Source organism: Lysobacter capsici, assembly GCF_018732085.1.
Classification (GTDB): Bacteria; Pseudomonadota; Gammaproteobacteria; order Xanthomonadales; family Xanthomonadaceae; genus Lysobacter; species Lysobacter capsici_A.
Map to the genome: position 1 here is coordinate 1,610,229 of NZ_CP076103.1, position 19,308 is coordinate 1,629,536.

At 67.3% G+C, this 19,308-nt stretch carries 15 protein-coding genes; 9 read left to right on the top strand and 6 right to left on the bottom strand.

Annotated elements, in window-relative coordinates:
- Positions 1-23: 23 nt before the first annotated feature.
- Both KME82_RS06590 and fusA read right to left on the bottom strand, forming a co-directional pair.
- Complete coding sequence (locus KME82_RS06590; RefSeq protein WP_215497810.1) at positions 24-491, bottom strand: DUF4087 domain-containing protein; 468 nt, start codon at positions 489-491, stop codon at positions 24-26.
- A 659-nt stretch (positions 492-1,150) separates the two neighbouring features.
- Positions 1,151-3,199: an elongation factor G gene (fusA, locus tag KME82_RS06595; protein WP_215497811.1), complete on the bottom strand. Its 2,049-nt coding sequence runs from the start codon at positions 3,197-3,199 to the stop codon at positions 1,151-1,153.
- Between the two features lie 416 nt (positions 3,200-3,615).
- On the opposite strand from fusA, the gene KME82_RS06600 reads away from it, so the two are divergent.
- From KME82_RS06600 to KME82_RS06610, 3 genes are all read left to right on the top strand, one after another.
- The gene (locus KME82_RS06600) at positions 3,616-4,047 is read left to right on the top strand and encodes an OsmC family protein (protein WP_215497812.1); all 432 of its coding nucleotides are present in this window, start codon (positions 3,616-3,618) and stop codon (positions 4,045-4,047) included.
- 167 nt (positions 4,048-4,214) lie between these two features.
- On the top strand, positions 4,215-4,928 hold the full coding sequence (locus KME82_RS06605) for an alpha/beta hydrolase (protein WP_215497813.1): 714 nt from the start codon (positions 4,215-4,217) through the stop codon (positions 4,926-4,928).
- A 102-nt stretch (positions 4,929-5,030) separates the two neighbouring features.
- The gene (locus KME82_RS06610; RefSeq protein WP_215497814.1) at positions 5,031-5,732 is read left to right on the top strand and encodes a glycine zipper 2TM domain-containing protein; all 702 of its coding nucleotides are present in this window, start codon (positions 5,031-5,033) and stop codon (positions 5,730-5,732) included.
- Positions 5,733-6,363: 631 nt separating this feature from the next.
- Here KME82_RS06610 and KME82_RS06615 read toward each other — a convergent pair.
- A complete protein-coding gene (locus tag KME82_RS06615; RefSeq protein WP_215497815.1) occupies positions 6,364-7,065 on the bottom strand; it encodes a Crp/Fnr family transcriptional regulator in 702 nt (233 codons plus the stop codon).
- Positions 7,066-7,221: 156 nt separating this feature from the next.
- Here KME82_RS06615 and KME82_RS06620 point away from each other — a divergent pair, with 156 nt between their 5' ends.
- Positions 7,222-7,998 (top strand): class II aldolase/adducin family protein, encoded by a 777-nt coding sequence (locus tag KME82_RS06620; RefSeq protein WP_215497816.1) that lies wholly within the window; start codon positions 7,222-7,224, stop codon positions 7,996-7,998.
- 79 nt (positions 7,999-8,077) lie between these two features.
- On the top strand, positions 8,078-8,992 hold the full coding sequence (locus KME82_RS06625; protein ID WP_215497817.1) for a bile acid:sodium symporter family protein: 915 nt from the start codon (positions 8,078-8,080) through the stop codon (positions 8,990-8,992).
- Positions 8,993-9,177: 185 nt separating this feature from the next.
- Here the strand turns inward: KME82_RS06625 and KME82_RS06630 are convergent, their stop codons facing one another.
- Positions 9,178-10,059, bottom strand: coding sequence for a PhzF family phenazine biosynthesis protein (locus KME82_RS06630; protein ID WP_215497818.1), 882 nt, complete (start codon positions 10,057-10,059; stop codon positions 9,178-9,180).
- 440 nt (positions 10,060-10,499) lie between these two features.
- On the opposite strand from KME82_RS06630, the gene KME82_RS06635 reads away from it, so the two are divergent.
- The 4 genes from KME82_RS06635 to KME82_RS06650 all read left to right on the top strand — a co-directional run bounded on the left by KME82_RS06635 (position 10,500) and on the right by KME82_RS06650 (position 17,132).
- On the top strand, positions 10,500-13,097 hold the full coding sequence (locus KME82_RS06635) for a bifunctional aspartate kinase/diaminopimelate decarboxylase (protein WP_252255644.1): 2,598 nt from the start codon (positions 10,500-10,502) through the stop codon (positions 13,095-13,097).
- A gap of 67 nt (positions 13,098-13,164) precedes the next feature.
- Complete coding sequence (locus tag KME82_RS06640) at positions 13,165-14,661, top strand: endonuclease domain-containing protein (RefSeq protein WP_215497819.1); 1,497 nt, start codon at positions 13,165-13,167, stop codon at positions 14,659-14,661.
- The gene (gene murD / locus KME82_RS06645; protein WP_215497820.1) at positions 14,642-16,033 is read left to right on the top strand and encodes a UDP-N-acetylmuramoyl-L-alanine--D-glutamate ligase; all 1,392 of its coding nucleotides are present in this window, start codon (positions 14,642-14,644) and stop codon (positions 16,031-16,033) included. The genes KME82_RS06640 and murD overlap by 20 nt, the downstream gene beginning before the upstream one ends.
- Positions 16,034-16,331: 298 nt before the next feature.
- Complete coding sequence (locus KME82_RS06650) at positions 16,332-17,132, top strand: dienelactone hydrolase family protein (RefSeq protein ID WP_215497821.1); 801 nt, start codon at positions 16,332-16,334, stop codon at positions 17,130-17,132.
- A gap of 367 nt (positions 17,133-17,499) precedes the next feature.
- On the opposite strand, the gene KME82_RS06655 is transcribed toward KME82_RS06650, so the two are convergent.
- Positions 17,500-17,880 carry a hypothetical protein gene (locus tag KME82_RS06655; RefSeq protein WP_215497822.1) on the bottom strand — a complete coding sequence of 127 codons (381 nt, stop codon included), beginning with the start codon at positions 17,878-17,880 and terminating at the stop codon, positions 17,500-17,502.
- Positions 17,881-17,961: 81 nt separating this feature from the next.
- Entirely contained in the window at positions 17,962-18,960 is a 999-nt protein-coding gene (locus KME82_RS06660; RefSeq protein ID WP_215497823.1) for a polyprenyl synthetase family protein, read from the bottom strand.
- Between the last annotated feature and the right edge of the window lie 348 nt (positions 18,961-19,308).

Here is a 19,308-nt window from a genome sequence, read left to right on the forward strand (position 1 = left end):
AGGGTGACAGGTCCGGACGCGGATCAATCGCGCGGTTCGACGAGCTTGCGATCGCGGCGGCATTGGCTCAGGGGTTTGCCCTGCGAGGACACGATCCGGGTGATCAGCATCTGTGCACGGTCGGTTTTGACTTTCATGCAGGCGCAGCCGTAACCGTAGCCGCGCGGGTCGCCTTCGCCGCCGGCCGGCACCCATTCCTTCTCGGCCCTGGGCGGCGGCCAGTCGCCGTCGGCCTGATGGCCGCCCTGTATCGCTACGGTCCATTCGCCGTCGCGATCGGTCAGCCATGCATTGCCGGGGCTGGGGTTGGCGAACCAACCGCAGCGGTTCTCGACGGCCGAGCCCTTCGCAGCGGTTTTTCCCCAGACGGTGCCAGGCAGTACGACGAGCCAGAGCGTCAGGCAGGCGCCGAGGATCGCGCGCCGGTGCGCGCGGCGTGGATCGCGCAGGTTCGGACGGGTCGGGCTGTGGCCGGGGGCGTTGTGCGGCATCGCGGTGTCCTTCGGGTCGATGTCTTTCGATGGTAACGAGACAGGCGGCCGGGTGTGAGCCTCGCCATCGCGATTGTTCGTGCTGGAGTGTGATGGCGGGGGAAATGTCGCGGTGGGATTCGCGTGGGGGTAGCGTGGCGAGCTGAGCGCAGAGCGTCGGGGCTCAAGCCCCTCCGACAAAAGATCTGGCTGCGGCGGGGTGAGTGGTTATTGCGATGCGAGTGAGCCATTGGGTTCTCGCTCGAGGTTCGCAAGACGCATGGGCCGCCGAGAGGTCTGTTGTGGGAGGGGTTTCAACCCCGACGCTCTGCGCTCAGTTCGCCGCTTCGGATCGGAGGGCGTCGGGGCTGAAGCCCCTCCCACAAAAGATCTGGTGGCAGCGTAATGAGCGGTTATCGGGATGCGAGTGGGCCATTGGGTTCTCGCTCGGAGCTCGCCGGAGCCATGGGCCGCCGAGAGGTCGGTTGTGGGAGGGGTTTCAACCCCGACGCTCTGCGCTCAGTTCGCCGCGTCGGATCGGAAGGCGTCGGGGCTCAAGCCCCTCCCACAAAAGATTGCGCGGATATCGAAGTCTTTGTGGGGCGAATCCTCAGGTCCGATCGCCCGTCGCGGCGATCGGACCTGCACGGCAGCACGGCGCAAGCCCCTGCCACCGGGCTTCAGTCCTCCTCGTGCCGCGGTTTATAGGCCTCGACCAGCTTCTGCTGCACATGCCCCGGCACCGGTTCGTAATGACTGAAATCCAGCGAGTAGCGGCCGCGCCCGGCGGTGACCGACTTGAGTTCGGCCGCATAACCTTCCAGTTCCGACAGCGGCACCTGCGCGCGCACCACGATCTCGCCGCCGCGCATGCTGTCGGTCCCACTGATGCGCGCGCGCTTGCTCGCCAAGCCGCCGCTGATGTCGCCCATGTGCTGCTCGGGCGCGTTGACCTCCAGTTCGACGATCGGTTCGAGCACCTGCGGCCGCGCCTTGCCGATCGCATCGAGAAAGGCCTTCTTGCCGGCGGCGACGAAGGCCACTTCCTTGCTGTCGACGCTGTGGTACTTGCCGTCGTACACGATTACCCGCACGTCCTGCAGCGGATACCCGGCGACCGCGCCGTCGTGCAGCACCTGGCGCACGCCTTTCTCCACCGCCGGCAGGAACTGGCCCGGAATGGTGCCGCCTTTGACTTCGTCGACGAATTCGAAACCGCCGCCGCGCGGCAAGGGTTCGACCCGCAGGAACACTTCGCCGAACTGGCCCGCGCCGCCGGTCTGTTTCTTGTGGCGATGATGGCCTTCGGCCTTGCCGGCGACGGTTTCGCGGTAGGCGATGCGCGGCGGCCGCACCTTGACCTCCACGCTGTACTTGTCCTTGAGCCGGTCGATGTTGATGCGCAGGTGCAGGTCCGACAGGCCGCGGATCACGGTTTCGTTGGTTTCGGTTTCGTGCTCGACATGGAAGCAGGGATCTTCCTCGGCCAGCTTGTGCAGCGCGGTGGCGAGTTTCTGTTCCTGGCCCTTGCTCGCCGCCTCGACCGCCAGGCCGAACATCGGCCGCGGGAAATTCAACGGCGCCAGGTGGATGTGGTCTTCGTCGTGGCTGTCGTGCAGCACCGCGTCGAAATGCAGCTCCTCGACCTTGGCCACCGCGGCTATGTCGCCGGGAATCGCCTGTTCGATCTCGACGTGGTCCTTGCCCTTGAGCTTGAACAGATGCCCGACCTTGAACGGCTTCTTGCCGTCGTCGACGAACAACTGGGTGTCCTTGCGCACGGTGCCCTGATAGACCCGGAACACGCCGAGCTTGCCGACGAAGGGATCGTTGACGATCTTGAACACGTCGGCGATCACGTGCGCCTTGGCGTTGGGCACGGCCAGGATCGGCTTGGCCTGCTCGCCGACGCCCTTGAGGAACGGCGGCGCGTTGGCCTCGCCCGGATGCGGGAACAAGTGTTCGGCGACATCGAGCAACTCCTTGACCCCCACGCCGCTGCGCGCCGAACAGAACAGCACCGGCACCAGATGGCCTTCGCGCAGGCATTGTTCGAAGGCGTTGTGCAGTTCCTCGCCGGACAGCCCGCCTTCGCCGAGGTCGAGGTAATGCTCCATCACCGTCTCGTTGATCTCGACCACCTGGTCGATGATCTTCTGATGCCAGTCGGCGACGGGGCCGAGATCGCTGTCGCCCTGGTTCGCGCCGAAGCAGTCGATCACCGCCTGGCCGCGCTCGGCCGGCAGGTTCAACGGCAGGCACTCGGGGCCGAAGCTTTCGCGGATGGCGTCGAGCACGCGCGCCGGGTCGGCGCCTTCGTGATCGATCTTGTTGACCACGATCGCCCGGCACAGGCCGCGCGCCTTGGCGTGTTCCATCATCCGGCGGGTGCCGTAGGCGACGCCGCTGTCGGCATCGACCACCACCGCCACGGTTTCCACCGCGGCCAGCGCCGACAGGGTGGGGCCGCGGAAATCGGGATAGCCGGGGGTGTCGATCAGGTTGACGTGGATGCCGGCGTGGTCGGTGCTGGCGATCGCCGCGTCGATCGAGTGGCCGCGCTGCTTCTCGATCGGGTCGAAATCCGACACCGTGCTACCGCGTTCGATGGTGCCTGCCGTCTGGACTGCGCCGCCGGCCTGCAGCAGGGCTTCGAAGAGCGTGGTTTTGCCGGCGCCGGGGTGGCCTGCGAGGGCCACGTTGCGAATCGATTCTGTGCTGTAGGACATGAGCGGACTTCTCCCTGTTGATTGCCCGCGGGCAAAGGGTGGGAAGGCCGTCATGGCTGTCCGCGCTGCGCGCCCGAGCGTGGCGCTCGGCGGGCGGTCATGGCGGGCCGGCGGGTCGCCGGGAATCACAGACTCCCGCAGGCGGCAGGGTGGGTCAAGCCCGGTCGCGCGAAGCGCGCACTGCTTGGCGGTTGCGCGTGTTGCGTTGCGGCAGGGGATGGGGCCGGGAATGGGGAATGGGGAATGGGGAATAGGGAATCGTAAAACGACGCGGCGTGCCGACGCGAAAGCCCGCATGCTTTTGCCGATTCCCGATTCCCGATTCCCGATTCCCGATTCCCGGCCCCACCCATTCCCGGCCGCATAACATCCGCGCCGTTAGTCTATGGCTCCCCTCATCGCACCGGAGTCGCACCATGGGTATCTCGCGTCACGCCACCGCACATTGGGAAGGCGATCTCAAGAGCGGGCAGGGCAAGCTGAGCACGCCGCAGAGCGGTCTGCTCGACAACACCCGTTACGGTTTCAACAGCCGCTTCGGCGACGAGAAGGGCACCAATCCCGAAGAACTGATCGCCGCGGCCCACGCCGGCTGTTTCACCATGGCCTTGTCGGCCAAGCTCAGCGAAGCCGGGCATCCGCCGGCCAGGCTCGACACCCGCGCCGAGGTCGACCTGTCGATGGAAGGCGGCCCGACGCTGTCGCAGATCCGGCTCAAGGTGACCGCCGAGGTGCCGGGGATCGATGCGGCCAAGTTCCAGGCGATCGCCGAGGACGCCAAGGCCAATTGCCCGGTGTCGAAGGCGCTCAGCGCGGTGCCGATCAGCCTGGAGGCCAAGCTGGCCTGATGGGTTCGGGGGCGATTCGGCCTTCGTGAAGGATACGTTCGACCGTTAAACCACGCGGTCGCGGCTCGCGCCGCTCCTACATGGCCTACCTGTAGGAGCGGCGCAAGCCGCGACCGCGACATTTCATCTACGCCGAAACTCCCGTCATCCACGACGAAACTCCGCCCGTGCTCGATCCTCCCGCCAAGACCCCCGGCACCCGCGCCATCCGCCACGCCCTGCTGATCCACGGCGCCGGCGCCGGCGGCTGGGAATGGAACCTGTGGCGCGAGGTCCTGCACGCGCGCGGCTTCACCACCCTTGCGCCGGACCTGCAAGCCGCGGCCGGCGGCCTGGCCGCGACCTCGTTGGACGACTACCGCGATCAGGTCCTGGCCGCGCTGGCCCGCTTGCCACGCCCGTGCGCGCTGATCGGCGCCAGCCTCGGCGGCCTGCTGGCGATGCGATGCGCGGATCGCGCCGACGCGTTGATCCTGATCAACCCCTTGCCGCCGGCCCCGTGGGCGGCGCAACTGCCGCCCCGCGAGTGGCCCGAACTCGTGCCGTGGCGCCGCGACGCGCGCCTGGCCTCGACCCGGCGCGCCATGCCCGACGCCGACGAGGCCGCGGCCTTGTATGCGCTGCGCCGCTGGCGCGACGAATCCGGCCGGGTCCTGCGCCAGGCGTATGCCGGCGTCGAGGCGCCCGCGCCGGCCGGCCCGGTGCTGTGCATCGCGTCCGAGCGCGACCAGGATGTCGCCGCGCGAACCACCGCACAGTTTGCTCACGCGCTCGGTGCGACCTTGTGGCGGTACCCGCACAGCAGCCACGTCGGTCCGTTGCTCGGCCGCGACGCCGCCCGCACCGCCGCGGCCGCCGCCGACTGGCTGTCGGCGAGGTAAACGCCGCGCGCCCGTGCGGGCCCGGGCCGGCCGCATTCAGCCCGGGTTGACCGCCGCGGCCCGACGATCCGCATCGCGCCATCCCGGCGTCTGGAGTCCACGATGAATCGCTCGCTCGTCACCGTCCTGGGCCTGGCGCTGACCGCCGCCACCGGCATCGCTTCGGCGCAGTCGTCGTACGGCTACCCGCAGAACAACTACCCGCAGAGCACGTATCCGCAGAACACCGGCAACGCCGGCTACAGCTCGCAGATCGATTTCGCGCGGGTGATCCGGGTCGATCCGGTGTTCGACGAATACCGGACCCAGCCGGCCAGCACCGGCCCGCGCTGCTACGAGCGTCCGGCCTACGTGCAGGGCGACAGCTACTACGGCGACGACAACCGCAACGGCGATTCCTACTACGACCCCAACGGCGGCGAGCGCCGCAGCACCGGCACCGAAGGCGGCCGCATGGCCGCGACCGTGGTCGGCGGCATTGTCGGCGCGGTGCTCGGCAGCAAGGTCGGCGGCGGCAGCGCGCGCTACGCGACCTCGGCGATCGGCTCGATGGTCGGCGGCATGGCCGGCAAGAGCATCTACGAACAGAACAAGCGCAGCCAGCAGCCGCCGCGCAGCGGCATGGTGCGGGTCTGCGATCCGGTCCAGGACAATGGCAACTATTACCCGACCGGCAACAACGGCGAGCGTTCGGTCAGCGGTTACGACGTGACGTACGAATACGCCGGCAAGACCTATCGCACCCGCACCGATCACCACCCCGGCGACCGCATCCGCGTGCGCGTGGACGTGCGGCCGGACTGATCGGTTCGACAGCTTCGTTTTCCCTTGTAGGAGCGGTGTGAGCCGCGATCGCGTCACGGCGCTTGCGTCGTGACGGCGAGGTCGTGGCGGAGGCTTGGGAGCACGAGGTTCCGGCGTCCCCTTGTTGCGCGTTGGAGTGGTTGATCCGGTTGGAGTCGTTGTCGCGGTCGCCGGCGTTGTTCCTTGCGGCGTGGTTGTGATGTCGCGGTCGCGGCTCGCGCCGCTCCTGCAGGGAGCGGTCGCAGCTTCGTTTCTCGCTGTAGAAGCGGCGCGAGCCGCGATCGCGTCACGGCGCTTGCGTCGTGACGGCGCGGTCGTGGCGGAGGCTTGGGAGCACGAGGTTCCGGCCTCCCTTGTTGCGCGCTGGAGTGGTTGATCCGGTTGGAGTCGTTGTTGCGATCACTGGCGTCCTTGCTTGCGACGCGGTCGTGATGTCGCGGTCGCGGCTCGCGCCGCTCCTACAGGGAGCGGTCGCAGCTTCGTTTCTGTTTGTAGAAGCGGCGCGAGCCGCGACCGCGCCACAGCGCTTGCGTCGTGATCGTGAGGTCGTTGTGGCGGCTCGAGATCGCGATGCTTGAAATCGCGATGTTTCTGCCTCGTTTGCGCGCGACGAATCCAATGGCCCGCCGGCTCAGGGCTCCGGCAACCCCGAAGCACGCGCCACCATCCGCGCCAGCGCCGCTTCGTCGCGCAACACCACATGGCGATAACGCAGGCCGATCCAGCCCTGCTGTTCCCAGGCCTTGAGTTCCTTGCTCACGCTTTGCCGGGTCGCGCCGAGCATGCTCGCCAGATCGTCCTGCGGCAGCGCCAGGTCGATCAAGCGGCCGTCGGCCTCGTCGACGCCGTAGACCTGCGCCAGTTGCAGCAGGCGCTTGCCCAGCCGCGCCGCCAACGGCAGGGTCAGCGCGTCCTCGACGTAATCGAGCACCGTGCGCAGCTTGCGGCACAGCAGGCGGGTGAAGCCGCGATACAGCTCGGGGTGTTCGTCGAGCAGGGCGAGAAAACGCAGGCGCGGCAGCAGCAGGATTTCGCTGTCGCCGATCGCGCGCGCGTCCTGCGGGCGCGGTTCGCCGTCGAACATCGACACCTCGCCGAACCAACTGCCCGGTTCGAACAACACGAACAGCACCTCGCGCCCGTTCGGGGTAGGCACGCTCAGGCGGATGCGGCCGCGGACCACGCCGTACAGCCCTTCGGCGGCATCGCCGCGCGCGTACAGCCGTTCGCCGTCGCGCAGGCGCCGGCGCAGCGACATCGCCTGCAGGTGCGCGACCAGTTCCGGCGACAGGTCGCGCAGCCACGGATCGGCGCTCAGCGCGGGGTCGGTCATGTCGGCGTGGCGAGCGGGCGCGTGGCGATCCTGCATGGCGGGCCTGTGCGGAGGGTTCGGCGGCTGCGAAGGGTTCGACTGTCGGCAAGCCGACGGTCGGCGCCGGGGCGCGGGGCTATTGTGCCCGTTGGACCACGGCGGGGAGCGACCATGTCTATGAGCAGTCACGATGGCGATACGCAGACAGCCACGGCCGAGGCCGAGTGGGCGTTGCGGGTCGATCTGGCCGCGGCCTACCGGCTGGTCGCGCTGTTCGGCTGGGACGATCTGGTGTTCACCCATCTGACCGCGCGCATCCCCGGCCCCGACCACCATTTCCTGATCAATCGCTACGGCATGGGCTTCGACGAAATCACCGCCTCCTCGCTGGTCAAGATCGGCCTCGACGGCCTGCCGGTGGGCGAAGCGCGCAGCGAGCGGCCGATCCCGGTCAACCCGGCCGGCTTCGTGATCCACAGCGCGGTGCATGCCGCGCGCGACGACGCCTTGTGCGTGATGCACACCCATTCGCTCAACGGCATCGCGGTGTCGGCGCAGCGCGACGGGGTGCTGCCGATCTCGCAACAGTCGCTGTTCGTGCTGGCCGCGCTGGGCTATCACGACTACGAAGGCGTGGCGCTCAACGACGAGGAAAAACCGCGGCTGGTGCGCGATCTGGGACGCAATACCTTCCTGATGCTGCGCAACCATGGCCTGCTGACGGTCGGCGCGAGCGTCGCCGATGCGTTCCTGGCGATGTACATCTTCGAAGCCGCGTGCGCGATCCAGGTGCGGGCGATGGCCGGCGGCGGCGATTTGCTGCGCATCCCCGCGCCGATTCTCGCCGGCATCCAGGCCCAGGCCGCGCAGGTCACGCGCGGACTCGGCGGCGCGTTGGCGTGGCCGTCGCTGTTGCGGCGATTGCAGCGGCACAATCCGGGCTACGATCGCTGAGTCGGCTTTGCGCTGCGGCAGCTTCGCGCCGCGACCGCTGTGCGCCGTAACGTTCCAGCCGCCGGGATCGCGCCGGCCCATGCAGCCGGTAGTCGGGAGATCCTTCGTGCAGGACAGCGTGTTGCTCAAGATCGGTCTGCCGATCGCCATCGCCATCATCATGTGCGGCATCGGCCTGACCCTGAGCGGCGCGGATTTCCGCCGCATCGGCCAGCATCCCAAACCGGTCGTGGTCGGGCTGATCGGGCATTACCTGGTGCTGCCGCTGCTCGGCTTCGCGGTGGCGTGGCTGTTTCCCAATTCGCTGGAGTTCGCGGTGGGCTTCGTGCTGGTCGCGGCATGTCCGAGCGGCAGCAGCTCCAATGCGCTGACGTTTCTCGCCCGCGGCAACGTCGCGCTGGCGGTGACCTTGACGGTGATCAGCGCGCTGGTCACGTTCATCAGCGTGCCGTTGCTGGTCAATCTGGCGCTGGACTGGTTCGGCGGCGAAACCCGCCAGATCCGCCTGCCGATCGGTCAGACCGTGATGCACCTGGCCGCGCTGGTGCTGGTGCCGGTGTTGCTCGGCATGGGCCTTCGGCGTTTCGCGCCGGCGCTGGCCCAGCGCATCGAGCCGTGGGTCAGCCGCTTCGCCTTGTTGCTGCTGTTGTTGCTGATCGTCGCGATTAGCGTCACCCAGCACGACCTGCTGCTGCGCACCTTCCCCGAACTCGGCCCGGCGGCGTTGCTGATGTGCAGCGCGGCGATCGGCGGCGGCTTCGCGCTGGCGCGGGTGAGCGGGTTGGGCTTGCGCGATTCGATCACGGTCGGGATGGAGGTCGGCGTGCAGAACAGCACCTTGGCGATCGTGATCGCGTTGACCTTGTTGAACTCGCCGCAGGTCGCGGTGCCGGCGGCGATGTACGGCTTGCTGATGTACCTGCCGGCGTTCGCGGTGGTGATGCTGGGGCGGCGGGCGGTGGCGCGCGAACAAGCCCGCGGGGCGGTGGTTTGAAAGTGGTTACACCTGCTCGCGGATCTGGCGTGAATGATTGCTGCTTGCCCGCGCCCTCATCCGGCCCTTCGGGCCACCTTCTCCCGCAAGCGGGAGAAGAACTGCACTAGCCCCTCTCCCGCAAGCGGGAGAAGAACTGCATTAAAGCCCCTCTCCCGCTTGCGGGAGAGGGGTTGGGGTGAGGGTCAACGCCAATCGATCGACCCACGCACCACATTGCTGACCCGCCCCCCCGACCACACCTCCCCATCGCCATCCACGCGCAACTCCAGCCGCGCGTCGAAGCCGACTTCGCGGCCCTGGCTGACGGTGTAGCGTCCGTCGCGGCCGGGCAGGGCGCCGTTGTGGTTGAGCCATGCGGCCAGGGTGGCGTTGGCGGCGCCGGAGGCGGCGTCCTCGAACTGCGCCGGGGCGCCGACGAAGGCGCGCACGACCAAGTCGTAGTCCTGCCCGGCGTCGGCGCGCGCGAACGCGCACAGGCCCATGCTCTCGGTGCTTTCGGCCAGCGCGCCGATCGCGGCCCAGTCCGGGCTGGCGGCGCGCAGCGCGGCTTCGTCGCGCAGTTCGGCCAGCCACCAGCGGCGGCCGCCGTCCATCAGCGCCGGCGGCAGCGCGCCCAGGGACAGATTGCGCAAAGTGTCGGCCAGGCGCGGATCGCCGGCGCTCGCGGTCTCGACCACCCGCGCGCGCGGCGTGCGCACCGCGATCGTGCGCGACTCGCCTTCGCCGGTCACCGACAGCGGCAGCAACCCGGCGACGCCTTCCTGCACCAGCACGCCGTCGACCGGCGTCGCCAGCCCGGCCTCGAGCACCACGCAGGCGGTGCCGACGCTGGGATGGCCGGCGAACGGCACCTCGCGGCGCGGGCTGAACATGCGGATGCGGTAACTGGCGCCGGCCTGACTCGGCGGAAACACGAAGGTGGTTTCGGGCAGGCGAGTCCAGCGGGCGATGGCCTGCATGGCGGCGTCGTCCAGGCCGTCCGCGTCGAGGACCACGGCCAGCGGATTGCCGGCGCCGGGCCGGTCGGCGAACACGTCCAGTTGCAGATAGCGGCGTTGCGTCATTCGGGTGGGCTTCCAAGAGGCCCGTGCAGGTGGCGGTACAAGGGCGGGACCATGAGTGAGGAAAGAGCAGGGGAGCAGTGAGAAACGTCAGATAGAGCGGAGGAAACGATCAGCCGGGCGAGCCATGGACAGGAACGATTGGGGAGCAGTGAGAAACGTCACATAGAACGGATGAAAACGAGCGACCGGGCAACCCGCCGAAGCGAACCGCCGAAACCACCGGCCCGGCCCCTTCGTTCGGAAACCGGCCGCTTCGACTAGAATCGTCGCCTCATGCCCGGACTCCAACCGCGCGCGATGGCAGGCACGCGATTCTAGGCGCGCAGGACCGGCAAGTGTGCAACCCCGCGGCCCCGCATCGATGCGGCGTGGCGGGCCGATCGACCTGTCCCGGCCGTCGCCGGGGCTTGAAACCCGTAACGACAACCGAGGAAGACGTGGTGGCGCAAGCGACAGGCTGGGTGGTGCTCAAGTTCGGTGGTACTTCGGTATCCCGCCGCAACCGTTGGGACACGATCGGACGCCTGGCCTCCAAACGCCTGAAAGACGACGGCCGGCGCGTGCTGGTGGTGGTCTCGGCGTTGTCGGGCGTGACCAACGAGCTGCAGGCGATCGCGTATGCCGCGCCCGGGCAGGACGACGGCATCGCCGCGCGTTTCGCCGGGCTGGTCGAGCGTCACCGCACGTTCTGTGCCGAACTCGATTTGAATCCCGATGCGGTGCTCGGCGAACGCCTGGCGAAACTGGTTGCGCTGGAAACCGATCCGCGCGCGCCGAGCCGCGCATTGGACTGGCAGGCCGAGGTGCTGGGGCAGGGCGAACTGCTGTCGTCCACCTTGGGCGCGGCCTACCTGCGCTCGCAGGGGCTCGACTTCGGGTGGTGCGATGCGCGCGACTGGCTCGACGCGGTGTCGTTGCCGAACGCGAGCGAGTGGGCGCAGCGCCTGTCGGTGAACTGCCGACACCAGGCCGAACCGGGTTTCGCCGAGCGCTTCGACGCGCAGCCGACCGCGATGCTGATCACCCAGGGCTTCATCGCCCGTCACGGCGACGGCGGCACCGCGATTCTCGGCCGCGGCGGCTCCGACACCTCGGCCGCGTATTTCGGCGCGCTGCTGAAAGCGCAGCGAGTGGAAATCTGGACCGACGTGCCCGGCATGTTCAGTGCCAATCCGCGCGAAGTGCCCGACGCGCGGCTGCTGGCGCGATTGGATTACGCCGAGGCCCAGGAAATCGCCACCACCGGCGCCAAGGTCCTGCACCCGCGTTCGATCGCGCCGTGCCGCGACGCCGGCGTGCCGATGGCGATCCTCGACACCGAGCGTTTCGATCTGCCCGGCACCCGCATCGACGCCAGCGCGGCGACCGTGCCCGGGGTCAAGGCGATCAGCCGCCGCAACGGCATCGTGCTGGTGTCGATGGAAAGCATCGGCATGTGGCAGCAGGTCGGCTTTTTGGCCGACGTGTTCGAGCGGTTCAAGCGCCATGGACTCTCCATCGACTTGATCGGTTCGTCGGAAACCAACGTGACGGTCTCGTTGGACCCGAGCGAGAACCTGGTCAACAGCAATGTGCTCGAAGCGCTGTCGGCCGACCTGGCCGAGGTGTGCCGGGTCAAGGTGATCGCGCCGTGCGCGGCGATCACCCTGGTCGGCCGCGGCATGCGTTCGCTGCTGCATCGGTTGTCCGACATCTGGGCCGCGTTCGGGCGCGAGCGCGTGCATCTGATTTCGCAATCGTCCAACGACCTCAACCTGACCTTCGTGATCGACGAGGCCGATGCCGACGGCCTGTTGCCGCATCTGCATCACGAACTGATCCGCGGCGGCGCCATGCCGGTGCGCGACGACAGCGTGTTCGGCCCGAGCTGGCGCGAGATCGCGCACGGCAAGCCGCAGCGCGCGCCGGCGTGGTGGCAGGGGCGGCGCGAACGCTTGCTGGCGATGGCCGATGCCGGCACCCCGCGCTACGTCTACGACCTGGCCACTGTGCGCGAACGCGCTCGCTCGCTGATCGGCACCGACGCGGTCGATCGCTGTTTCTACGCGATGAAGGCCAATTCGCATCCGGCCGTACTCAAGACCATCGTCGGCGAAGGTTTCGGCCTGGAATGCGTGTCGCTGGCCGAGATCGAGCGGGTATTCGCCGCGATCCCGCACATGGCGCCCGAGCGGGTGCTGTTCACCCCGAGCTTCGCGCCGCGGCGCGAATACGAAGCCGCGTTCAAGCGCGGCGTGATCGTCACCCTCGACAACATCGAAGCGCTGCAGCGCTGGCCCGAGTTGTTCCGCGGCCGCACCCTGTGGCTGCGCCTGGACCTGGGCCACGGCGAAGGCCATCACGAGAAAGTCCGCACCGGCGGCGTCGCGGCCAAGTTCGGCCTGCCGCTGTCGCGTTTCGATGCGTTCGTCGAGCAAGCGCGCAAGCTCGACATCCGCATCAGCGGCCTGCACGCGCACCTGGGCAGCGGCATCGACGATCCGCAGCACTGGCGCGGTGTGTACGCCAGCCTGGCCGGGCTGGCCGACAGCGTCGGCACGATCGAGACCATCGACATCGGCGGCGGCCTGCCGATCGCCTATACGCCGGAAGCGCCGCTGTTCGATCTGGCGCAATGGCGCGCGGGCCTGGATGAAATCAAGGCCGCGTATCCGCGCTACGGGCTGATCATCGAACCCGGTCGTTACCTCGTGGCCGAAAGCGGCGTGCTGCTGCTCGCGGTTACGCAAGTGATCGAAAAGGACGGCGTGCGCCGGATCGGTTGCGACGCCGGCATGAACGCGCTGATGCGTCCGGCGATGTACGAGGCGTATCACGGCATCCACAACCTGAGCCGCTTCGACGATGGCGCGGTCGCCGCGTTCGACGTGGTCGGCCCGGTGTGCGAGAGCAGCGACGTGCTCGGCCGCGGCCGGCCGATGCCGATCGCGACCGAGGAGGGCGACGTCATCCTCGTCGCCGACACCGGCGCCTACGGCATGGCGATGGCCAATACCTACAACCTGCGCGCGCTGCCGGCCGAGGAGGTGATCGAATGACATCGACCGCTTCCTCGATCGCATCCAAACCCTGCGCGCGATTCGCTCTGATTTCGGGAAAACGCTTGTGAGTGCCCAATTCCAACGCGACGCGGTTCGCGCCTTCCGTTTCGTCCGCTGCCACCTCGACGCCGCCACCGGCATCGCCGAACTGGTCTACGCCTTCGACGATGGTCCGGAGCTGATCGAAACCATCACCGTCCCGGGCGCGCCGTTCGTGCTCGACGGCGCGCGCGAGCAGGCGGTGCAACAGGCGCTGCGTCTGCTGCACCTGATCGCCGGCGTGAGTTACTACAAGGCGGCGGTGCCCGAGGAGATCCGCATCGATTCGTATGCGATCGATGCCGATGCGGCGGCGTTGCTGGAATTGATCTACGTCAACGGGCTGGGCGAATTCGCGTATCGCAATGGCTTGAATCTGCACGGGAAGATCAAGTTTCCGGTGGGGCCCTCACCCCAGCCCTCTCCCGCCAGCGGGAGAGGGAGCAACAGCGCTGATGCGTCCGCTCTTGATGCCCTCCCCAACGCCTCTGCCCTTGCCAGTGAGTCTGCTCTTGATGGTCTCCCTCTCCCGCCTGCGGGAGAGGGCCGGGGTGAGGGCCGGGCCCCCGCGCTCGGTCTGCGCGAACACGCCCTGGTCGCGATCGGTGGCGGCAAGGACTCGCTGGTCAGCATCGAAGCCCTGCGCGCGCTCGGCATCGAACAGACGGTCACCTGGATCGGCGGTTCGCAGCTGATCGCGGCCTGCGCCGCGCGCACCGATCTGCCGACTCTCAACCTCGGACGCGCGCTCGCGCCGCAGTTGTTCGAACTTAATCGCCAGGGCGCCTACAACGGGCATATCCCGGTCACGGTGGTGAACTCGGCGATCATGGTGCTGGCGGCGCTGCTGCACGGCGTCGATCAAGTCGTGTTCTCCAACGAACGCTCGGCCAGCTACGGCAGCCTGATCGAAGGCACCGGCGAGGTGAATCACCAGTGGTCGAAGGGCTGGGCCTGCGAGCAGGCGTTCGGCGATTACGTACAGCGGCATGTCGCGGCCGATCTGCATTACTACTCGCTGCTGCGTCCGCTCAGCGAACTGGCGGTGGCGCGGCAGTTCGCCCGCAGCGATCGTTACGACGCGCATTTCAGCAGTTGCAATCGCAATTTCCACATCTTGGGCGAGCGGCCGGCCAGTCGCTGGTGCGGGGTATGTCCCAAGTGCCACTTCGTGTTCCTGGCGCTGGCGCCGTTCATGACCAAGCCTCGCTTGGTCGGCATCTTCGGCCGTAATCTGCTCGACGATCCGGGCCAGACCGACGGCTACGACGCGCTGCTCGAATACCGCAATCACAAACCGTTCGAATGCGTCGGCGAAGGCCGCGAATCGCGCGCGGCGATGGCCGCGCTGAGCGAGCGTCCGGAATGGCGCGAAGACGCCCTGGTCGAACGGTTTGCGCGCGAAATCCGTCCGCAACTGGGCGACGACGATCTGCGCATCGAGCCGCTGCTGACGCTGGACGACGAACAGCGCCTGCCGCCGCGGCTGTGGGAGCGGTTGCGTGCGTATTTCGCAGCTTGACGCTCGCACGGTCGCGCTGTGGGGCTGGGGCCGCGAAGGCCGCGCGGCCTATCACGCGATCCGCTCGCGATTGCCCGAACTCGCGCTGACCCTGTTCTGTTCGCACGAGGAAGCCGCCGATGCGCGCGCGCTCGGCGATGTGCGCCTGGCGATCGAAACCGCGGCCACCGCCGAGCGGCTGGGCGCGTTCGAGATCATCGTCAAATCGCCGGGCATCAGCCCGTATCGCGCCGAAGCCTTGTCGGCGGTGGAGCAGGGCGCGCGCTTTCTCGGCGGCACCGCGTTGTGGTTCGGCGAACACGGCGACGCGCGCACGGTCTGCGTGACCGGCACCAAGGGCAAGAGCACTACGACCTCGCTGCTCGCGCATCTGCTGCGCGCCGGCGGTCATCGCACTGCGCTGGCCGGCAATATCGGGCTGCCCTTGCTGGAAGTGCTCGATCCGCCGCAACCGCCGGAGTTCTGGGCGATCGAGTTGTCGAGCTATCAGACCGGCGATGTCGGTGCGAGCGGCGCGCGGCCCGAGGTCGCGGTCGCGCTGAACATCTATCCCGAACATCTCGACTGGCACGGCTCGCAGGCGCGTTATGTCGAGGACAAGCTGCGCTTGTTGACCGAAGGCAAGCCGCGCATTGCGGTGTTGAACGCCAATGACGCGACACTTTCGGGTTTGAAGTTGCCCGACAGCGAGATCCTTTGGTTCGGCCACGAGGCCGGTTGGCATCTGCGCGGCGACGCGCTGTGGCGCGGCGATCGCGAAATCATGGACACCGCGTCCTTGCCGCTGCCCGGACGCCACAATCGCGGCAATCTGTGCGCCGTGTTGACCGCGATCGAAGCGCTCGGCATCGACGCGGCCCCGCTGGCGCCGCACGCCGCGAGTTTCAGGCCGTTGCCGAACCGGCTGCAGCCGCTCGGTACGCGCGACGGCATTGCTTACGTCAACGATTCGATCAGCACCACGCCGCATGCGAGTCTCGCGGCGCTGGATTGCTATTCGGACCGGCGCATCGCCTTGTTGGTCGGCGGCCATGATCGCGGCATCGACTGGCAGGCCTTCGCCGATGCGATGCGTCGGCGCGCGCCGGTCGCGATCGTGACCATGGGCGAGAACGGCCCGCGCATCCATGCCTTGCTCGCGCCGATCGCGGCGCAGTCGGATTTTCGTTTGAGCGCGGCCAAGGACCTCGCCGATGCGATGGCGCAGGCGCGCGCGGCCCTGGGCGAGGCCGGTGGCACGGTGCTGTTGTCGCCGGGGGCGCCGAGTTTTGGCCCGTATCGGGACTACGTCGCGCGCGGCCGCCATTTCGCTGAACTGGCCGGCTTCGATCCTGACGCGATCGTCGCCATCGATGGCTTGGGGATCGCTTGAGGCGCCTTGTTTGGGATGGCGTCGAGCCGGGTGTTTTTCGTTTCGATCTGAGCCAAAGGCGTCGGGCCTGAAGGCCCTCCCACAAAAGACTTCGGGCATGGTGTTCCTGTCCCGTGGCATCGCTTGAGGCGCATTGTTTGGGATGGCTTCGAGTCAGGCGCTTTTCTTTCGGCCTTAGTCGAACGCGCGGGCCTGAAGGGGCTCCTACAAAGACCTAGGGTGTGGCGCTCGCGTTCCGTCACGCAAACGGCTCACCGAACCGGTTAGTCTGCGGCGATCGCCCATCCGGAGTTTCGTCATGCGCCGTCTCGCCGCTGCCCTGTCGCTAGTGTTGTGTACCTCGCCCGCGTTCGCGGCCATGCAGGCCAAACCGGTCGAATGGAAGATCGGCGAAGACACGTTCAGCGGTGTGCTGGTGTTCGACGACGTCAATGCGATCAAACGTCCAGGCCTGGTGATGGTGCCGAACTGGATGGGCATCACCGACAACGCGATCCAGCATGCCAAGGACATCGCCGGCGACAGTTATGTCGTGCTGGTCGCCGATGTCTACGGCAAGAACGTGCGGCCCAAGAACAAGGACGAAGCCAAGGCGGCGGTCGGCAAGGCCTACGCCGATGGCGGCGCGACCTTGCGCAAGCGCGTGAGCGAGGCGGTCGCGGTGTTGAAGGCGCAGGACAAGACCGCGCCGTTGAACGCGGCCAAGATCGGCGCGTTGGGCTTCTGCTTCGGCGGCTCGACGGTGCTGGAACTGGCGCGCACCGGCGCCAACCTGGCCGGCGTGGTCAGCTTCCATGGCGGGCTCAAGGCGCATCTGCCGAGCAACGGGGTCAAGGTCAACACCTCGGTGCTGGTGCTCAACGGCGCGGCCGACAAGTCGGTGCCGAACGAGGATATCGTCGGTTTCGAAAAGGAAATGGACGAGGCCGGCGCGGATTGGCAGCTGGTCAACTACAGCGGCGCGCGGCATTGTTTCGCCGAGATCGAGAATGCCAACAATCCGCCCGAGGACAATTGCCGGTATGACGAACGTGCGTCGAAGCGCTCGTTCGCGGCGATGCGGGGGTTCTTTGCGGAGCGGTTTGGGAAGGAGGATTGATGGGTTCGGGTTGCGGGTCGAGGATTTGGGGCTTTGGCTACGGCTACGGGCTACGGGCTACGGCTGGCGACTAGCGACTAGCGCGTTGTGGGTTCTGGTTTGAAGTCGAGGACTAAGGACTGAACCCGGCAACGTGCCGGCTGTATTGCGAGTGCTCCGCCCGTAGTCGCGGATTGCCCAATCGGATTACGAATCTTCAAGGCCGTCATTCCCGCGAACGCGGGAATCCAGCGACTTTCGTGCGAGAAACCTGAAGAACGTCATTCCCGCGAACGTGGGAATCCAGTGCCTTTCGTGCGAGAAACCTCAAGAACGTCATCCCCGCGAAGGCGGGGATCCAGGGCTCTTCGTGCGAGAACGCTTGAAGTCACTGGATTCCCGCGTTCGCGGGAATGACGGCTGGGAGAGGCGAGGCATAGGTTGCATGGATGGTTGCCTTGATGCTCAGGGGCGTCAGCAACGACAACGGCAACAACAACAACGGCAACAACAACAACAACAACAGCAACAACAACAACAACAACAGCAACAACAGCAACAACAGCAACAGCAACAGCAACAGCAGCAACAGCAGCAACAGCAGCAACAGCAGCAACAGCAACAACAGCAACAACAGCAACAACAACAACAGCAACAGCAGCAACAGCAACAGCAGCAACAGCAACAGCAACAACGACAACGGCAACGACAACGGCAACAACAAAGCGGCGCCATCGCCCATCGCCCATCGCGCCGACAGAGGCACCATTCACCACAACCAAAAACGGCGGCCCAAGGCCGCCGTCGCAAACACGCGATCGAAGCACGCGCGCCGCAGCGCGCGCAGCCCTCAGTGATCCCGACTCACCGCATACCGCGCCAACCCGCGCAGCGCCGCGGTGTAGTCGTTGTCTTCGAGCCCTTCGAGCGCGGCGTCCGCCGCGTCGGCGTAGTCCTCGGCGCGCCGGCGGCTGTAATCCAGGCCGCCGGTGGCGCGGATCGCGGCGAGCACCTCGGGCATGGCGTCGGTGTCGCCGTGTTCGACCGCCGCGCGCAGGCGCGCGCGGGTGGCGTCGTCGCTGTGGGCGATGGCGTGGATCAGGGGCAAGGTGGCCTTGCCTTCGGCGAGGTCGTCGCCGAGGTTCTTGCCCAGGGTCTGCGCGTCGGAGGCGTAGTCGAGCACGTCGTCGGCGATCTGGAACGCGTAGCCCAGGGCCATGCCGTAGTCGTGCAGGCGCTGCTGCACCTGCGCGTCGGCGCCGGCCAGGACCGCGCCCAGGCGGGTCGCGGCGGCGAACAGCACCGCGGTCTTGCGCTCGATCACGCGCAGGTAGGCGGCCTCGTCGGTGTCGGGGTTGCGCACGTGCAGCAGTTGCAGCACCTCGCCCTCGGCGATGGCGTTGGTGGTGTCGGCGAGGATCTTCATCACTTCCAGGCGGTCGAGTTCGACCATCAACTGGAAGCTGCGCGAGTACAGGAAGTCGCCGACCAGCACGCTGGCGGCGTTGCCCCAGACCGCATTGGCGGTCTTGCGGCCGCGGCGCAGGTCGGACTCGTCGACCACGTCGTCGTGCAGCAAGGTGGCGGTGTGGATGAACTCGACCACGGCGGCGAGCTGGTGCGCGTCCGGCCCGCGGTGGTTCAGGGCGCCGGCCGCCAGCAGCAGCAGCATCGGCCGCAGGCGCTTGCCGCCGGCGCCGACGATGTACTCGGCCACCTGGTTGATCAGCACCACGTCCGAGGCCAGGCGGCGCCGGATCAGGGCGTCGACGGCCGCCATGTCGTTGTGGGCCAGGGCCTGGATGCTTGCCAGATCGGGGATGGACGCAGACGTAACGCTGGAGGACATGAGGCGGCCGGGTCGTGGGGACAGGAATTATAGGGCTTGTGTGGTTTCTGTCTCAGTCCGCACAAAAGCGGCCGCGAACGAGACGTTGGACGCGCTTCTGACTGAAGCAGCTGAATTCAGAACTTCGTCGAATAACTCATAATTTGCAGCCTTTTTACGTCTAAACGTGAAGCTCATCGCGCTGTATTTTCACGCTTTATCTGCGTGACTGGCGCTAGTGTCCGACATCGAAAGTGGAAATAAGTTTGCCATCGGGACTGGATTGATGTGCCGCATCGCCGGGAGGCTCCAGCGGTCGGTGCCAAGGTCGACAAACTGCCGAGATTTGTCAGTTAGGTGCCTTCCAGG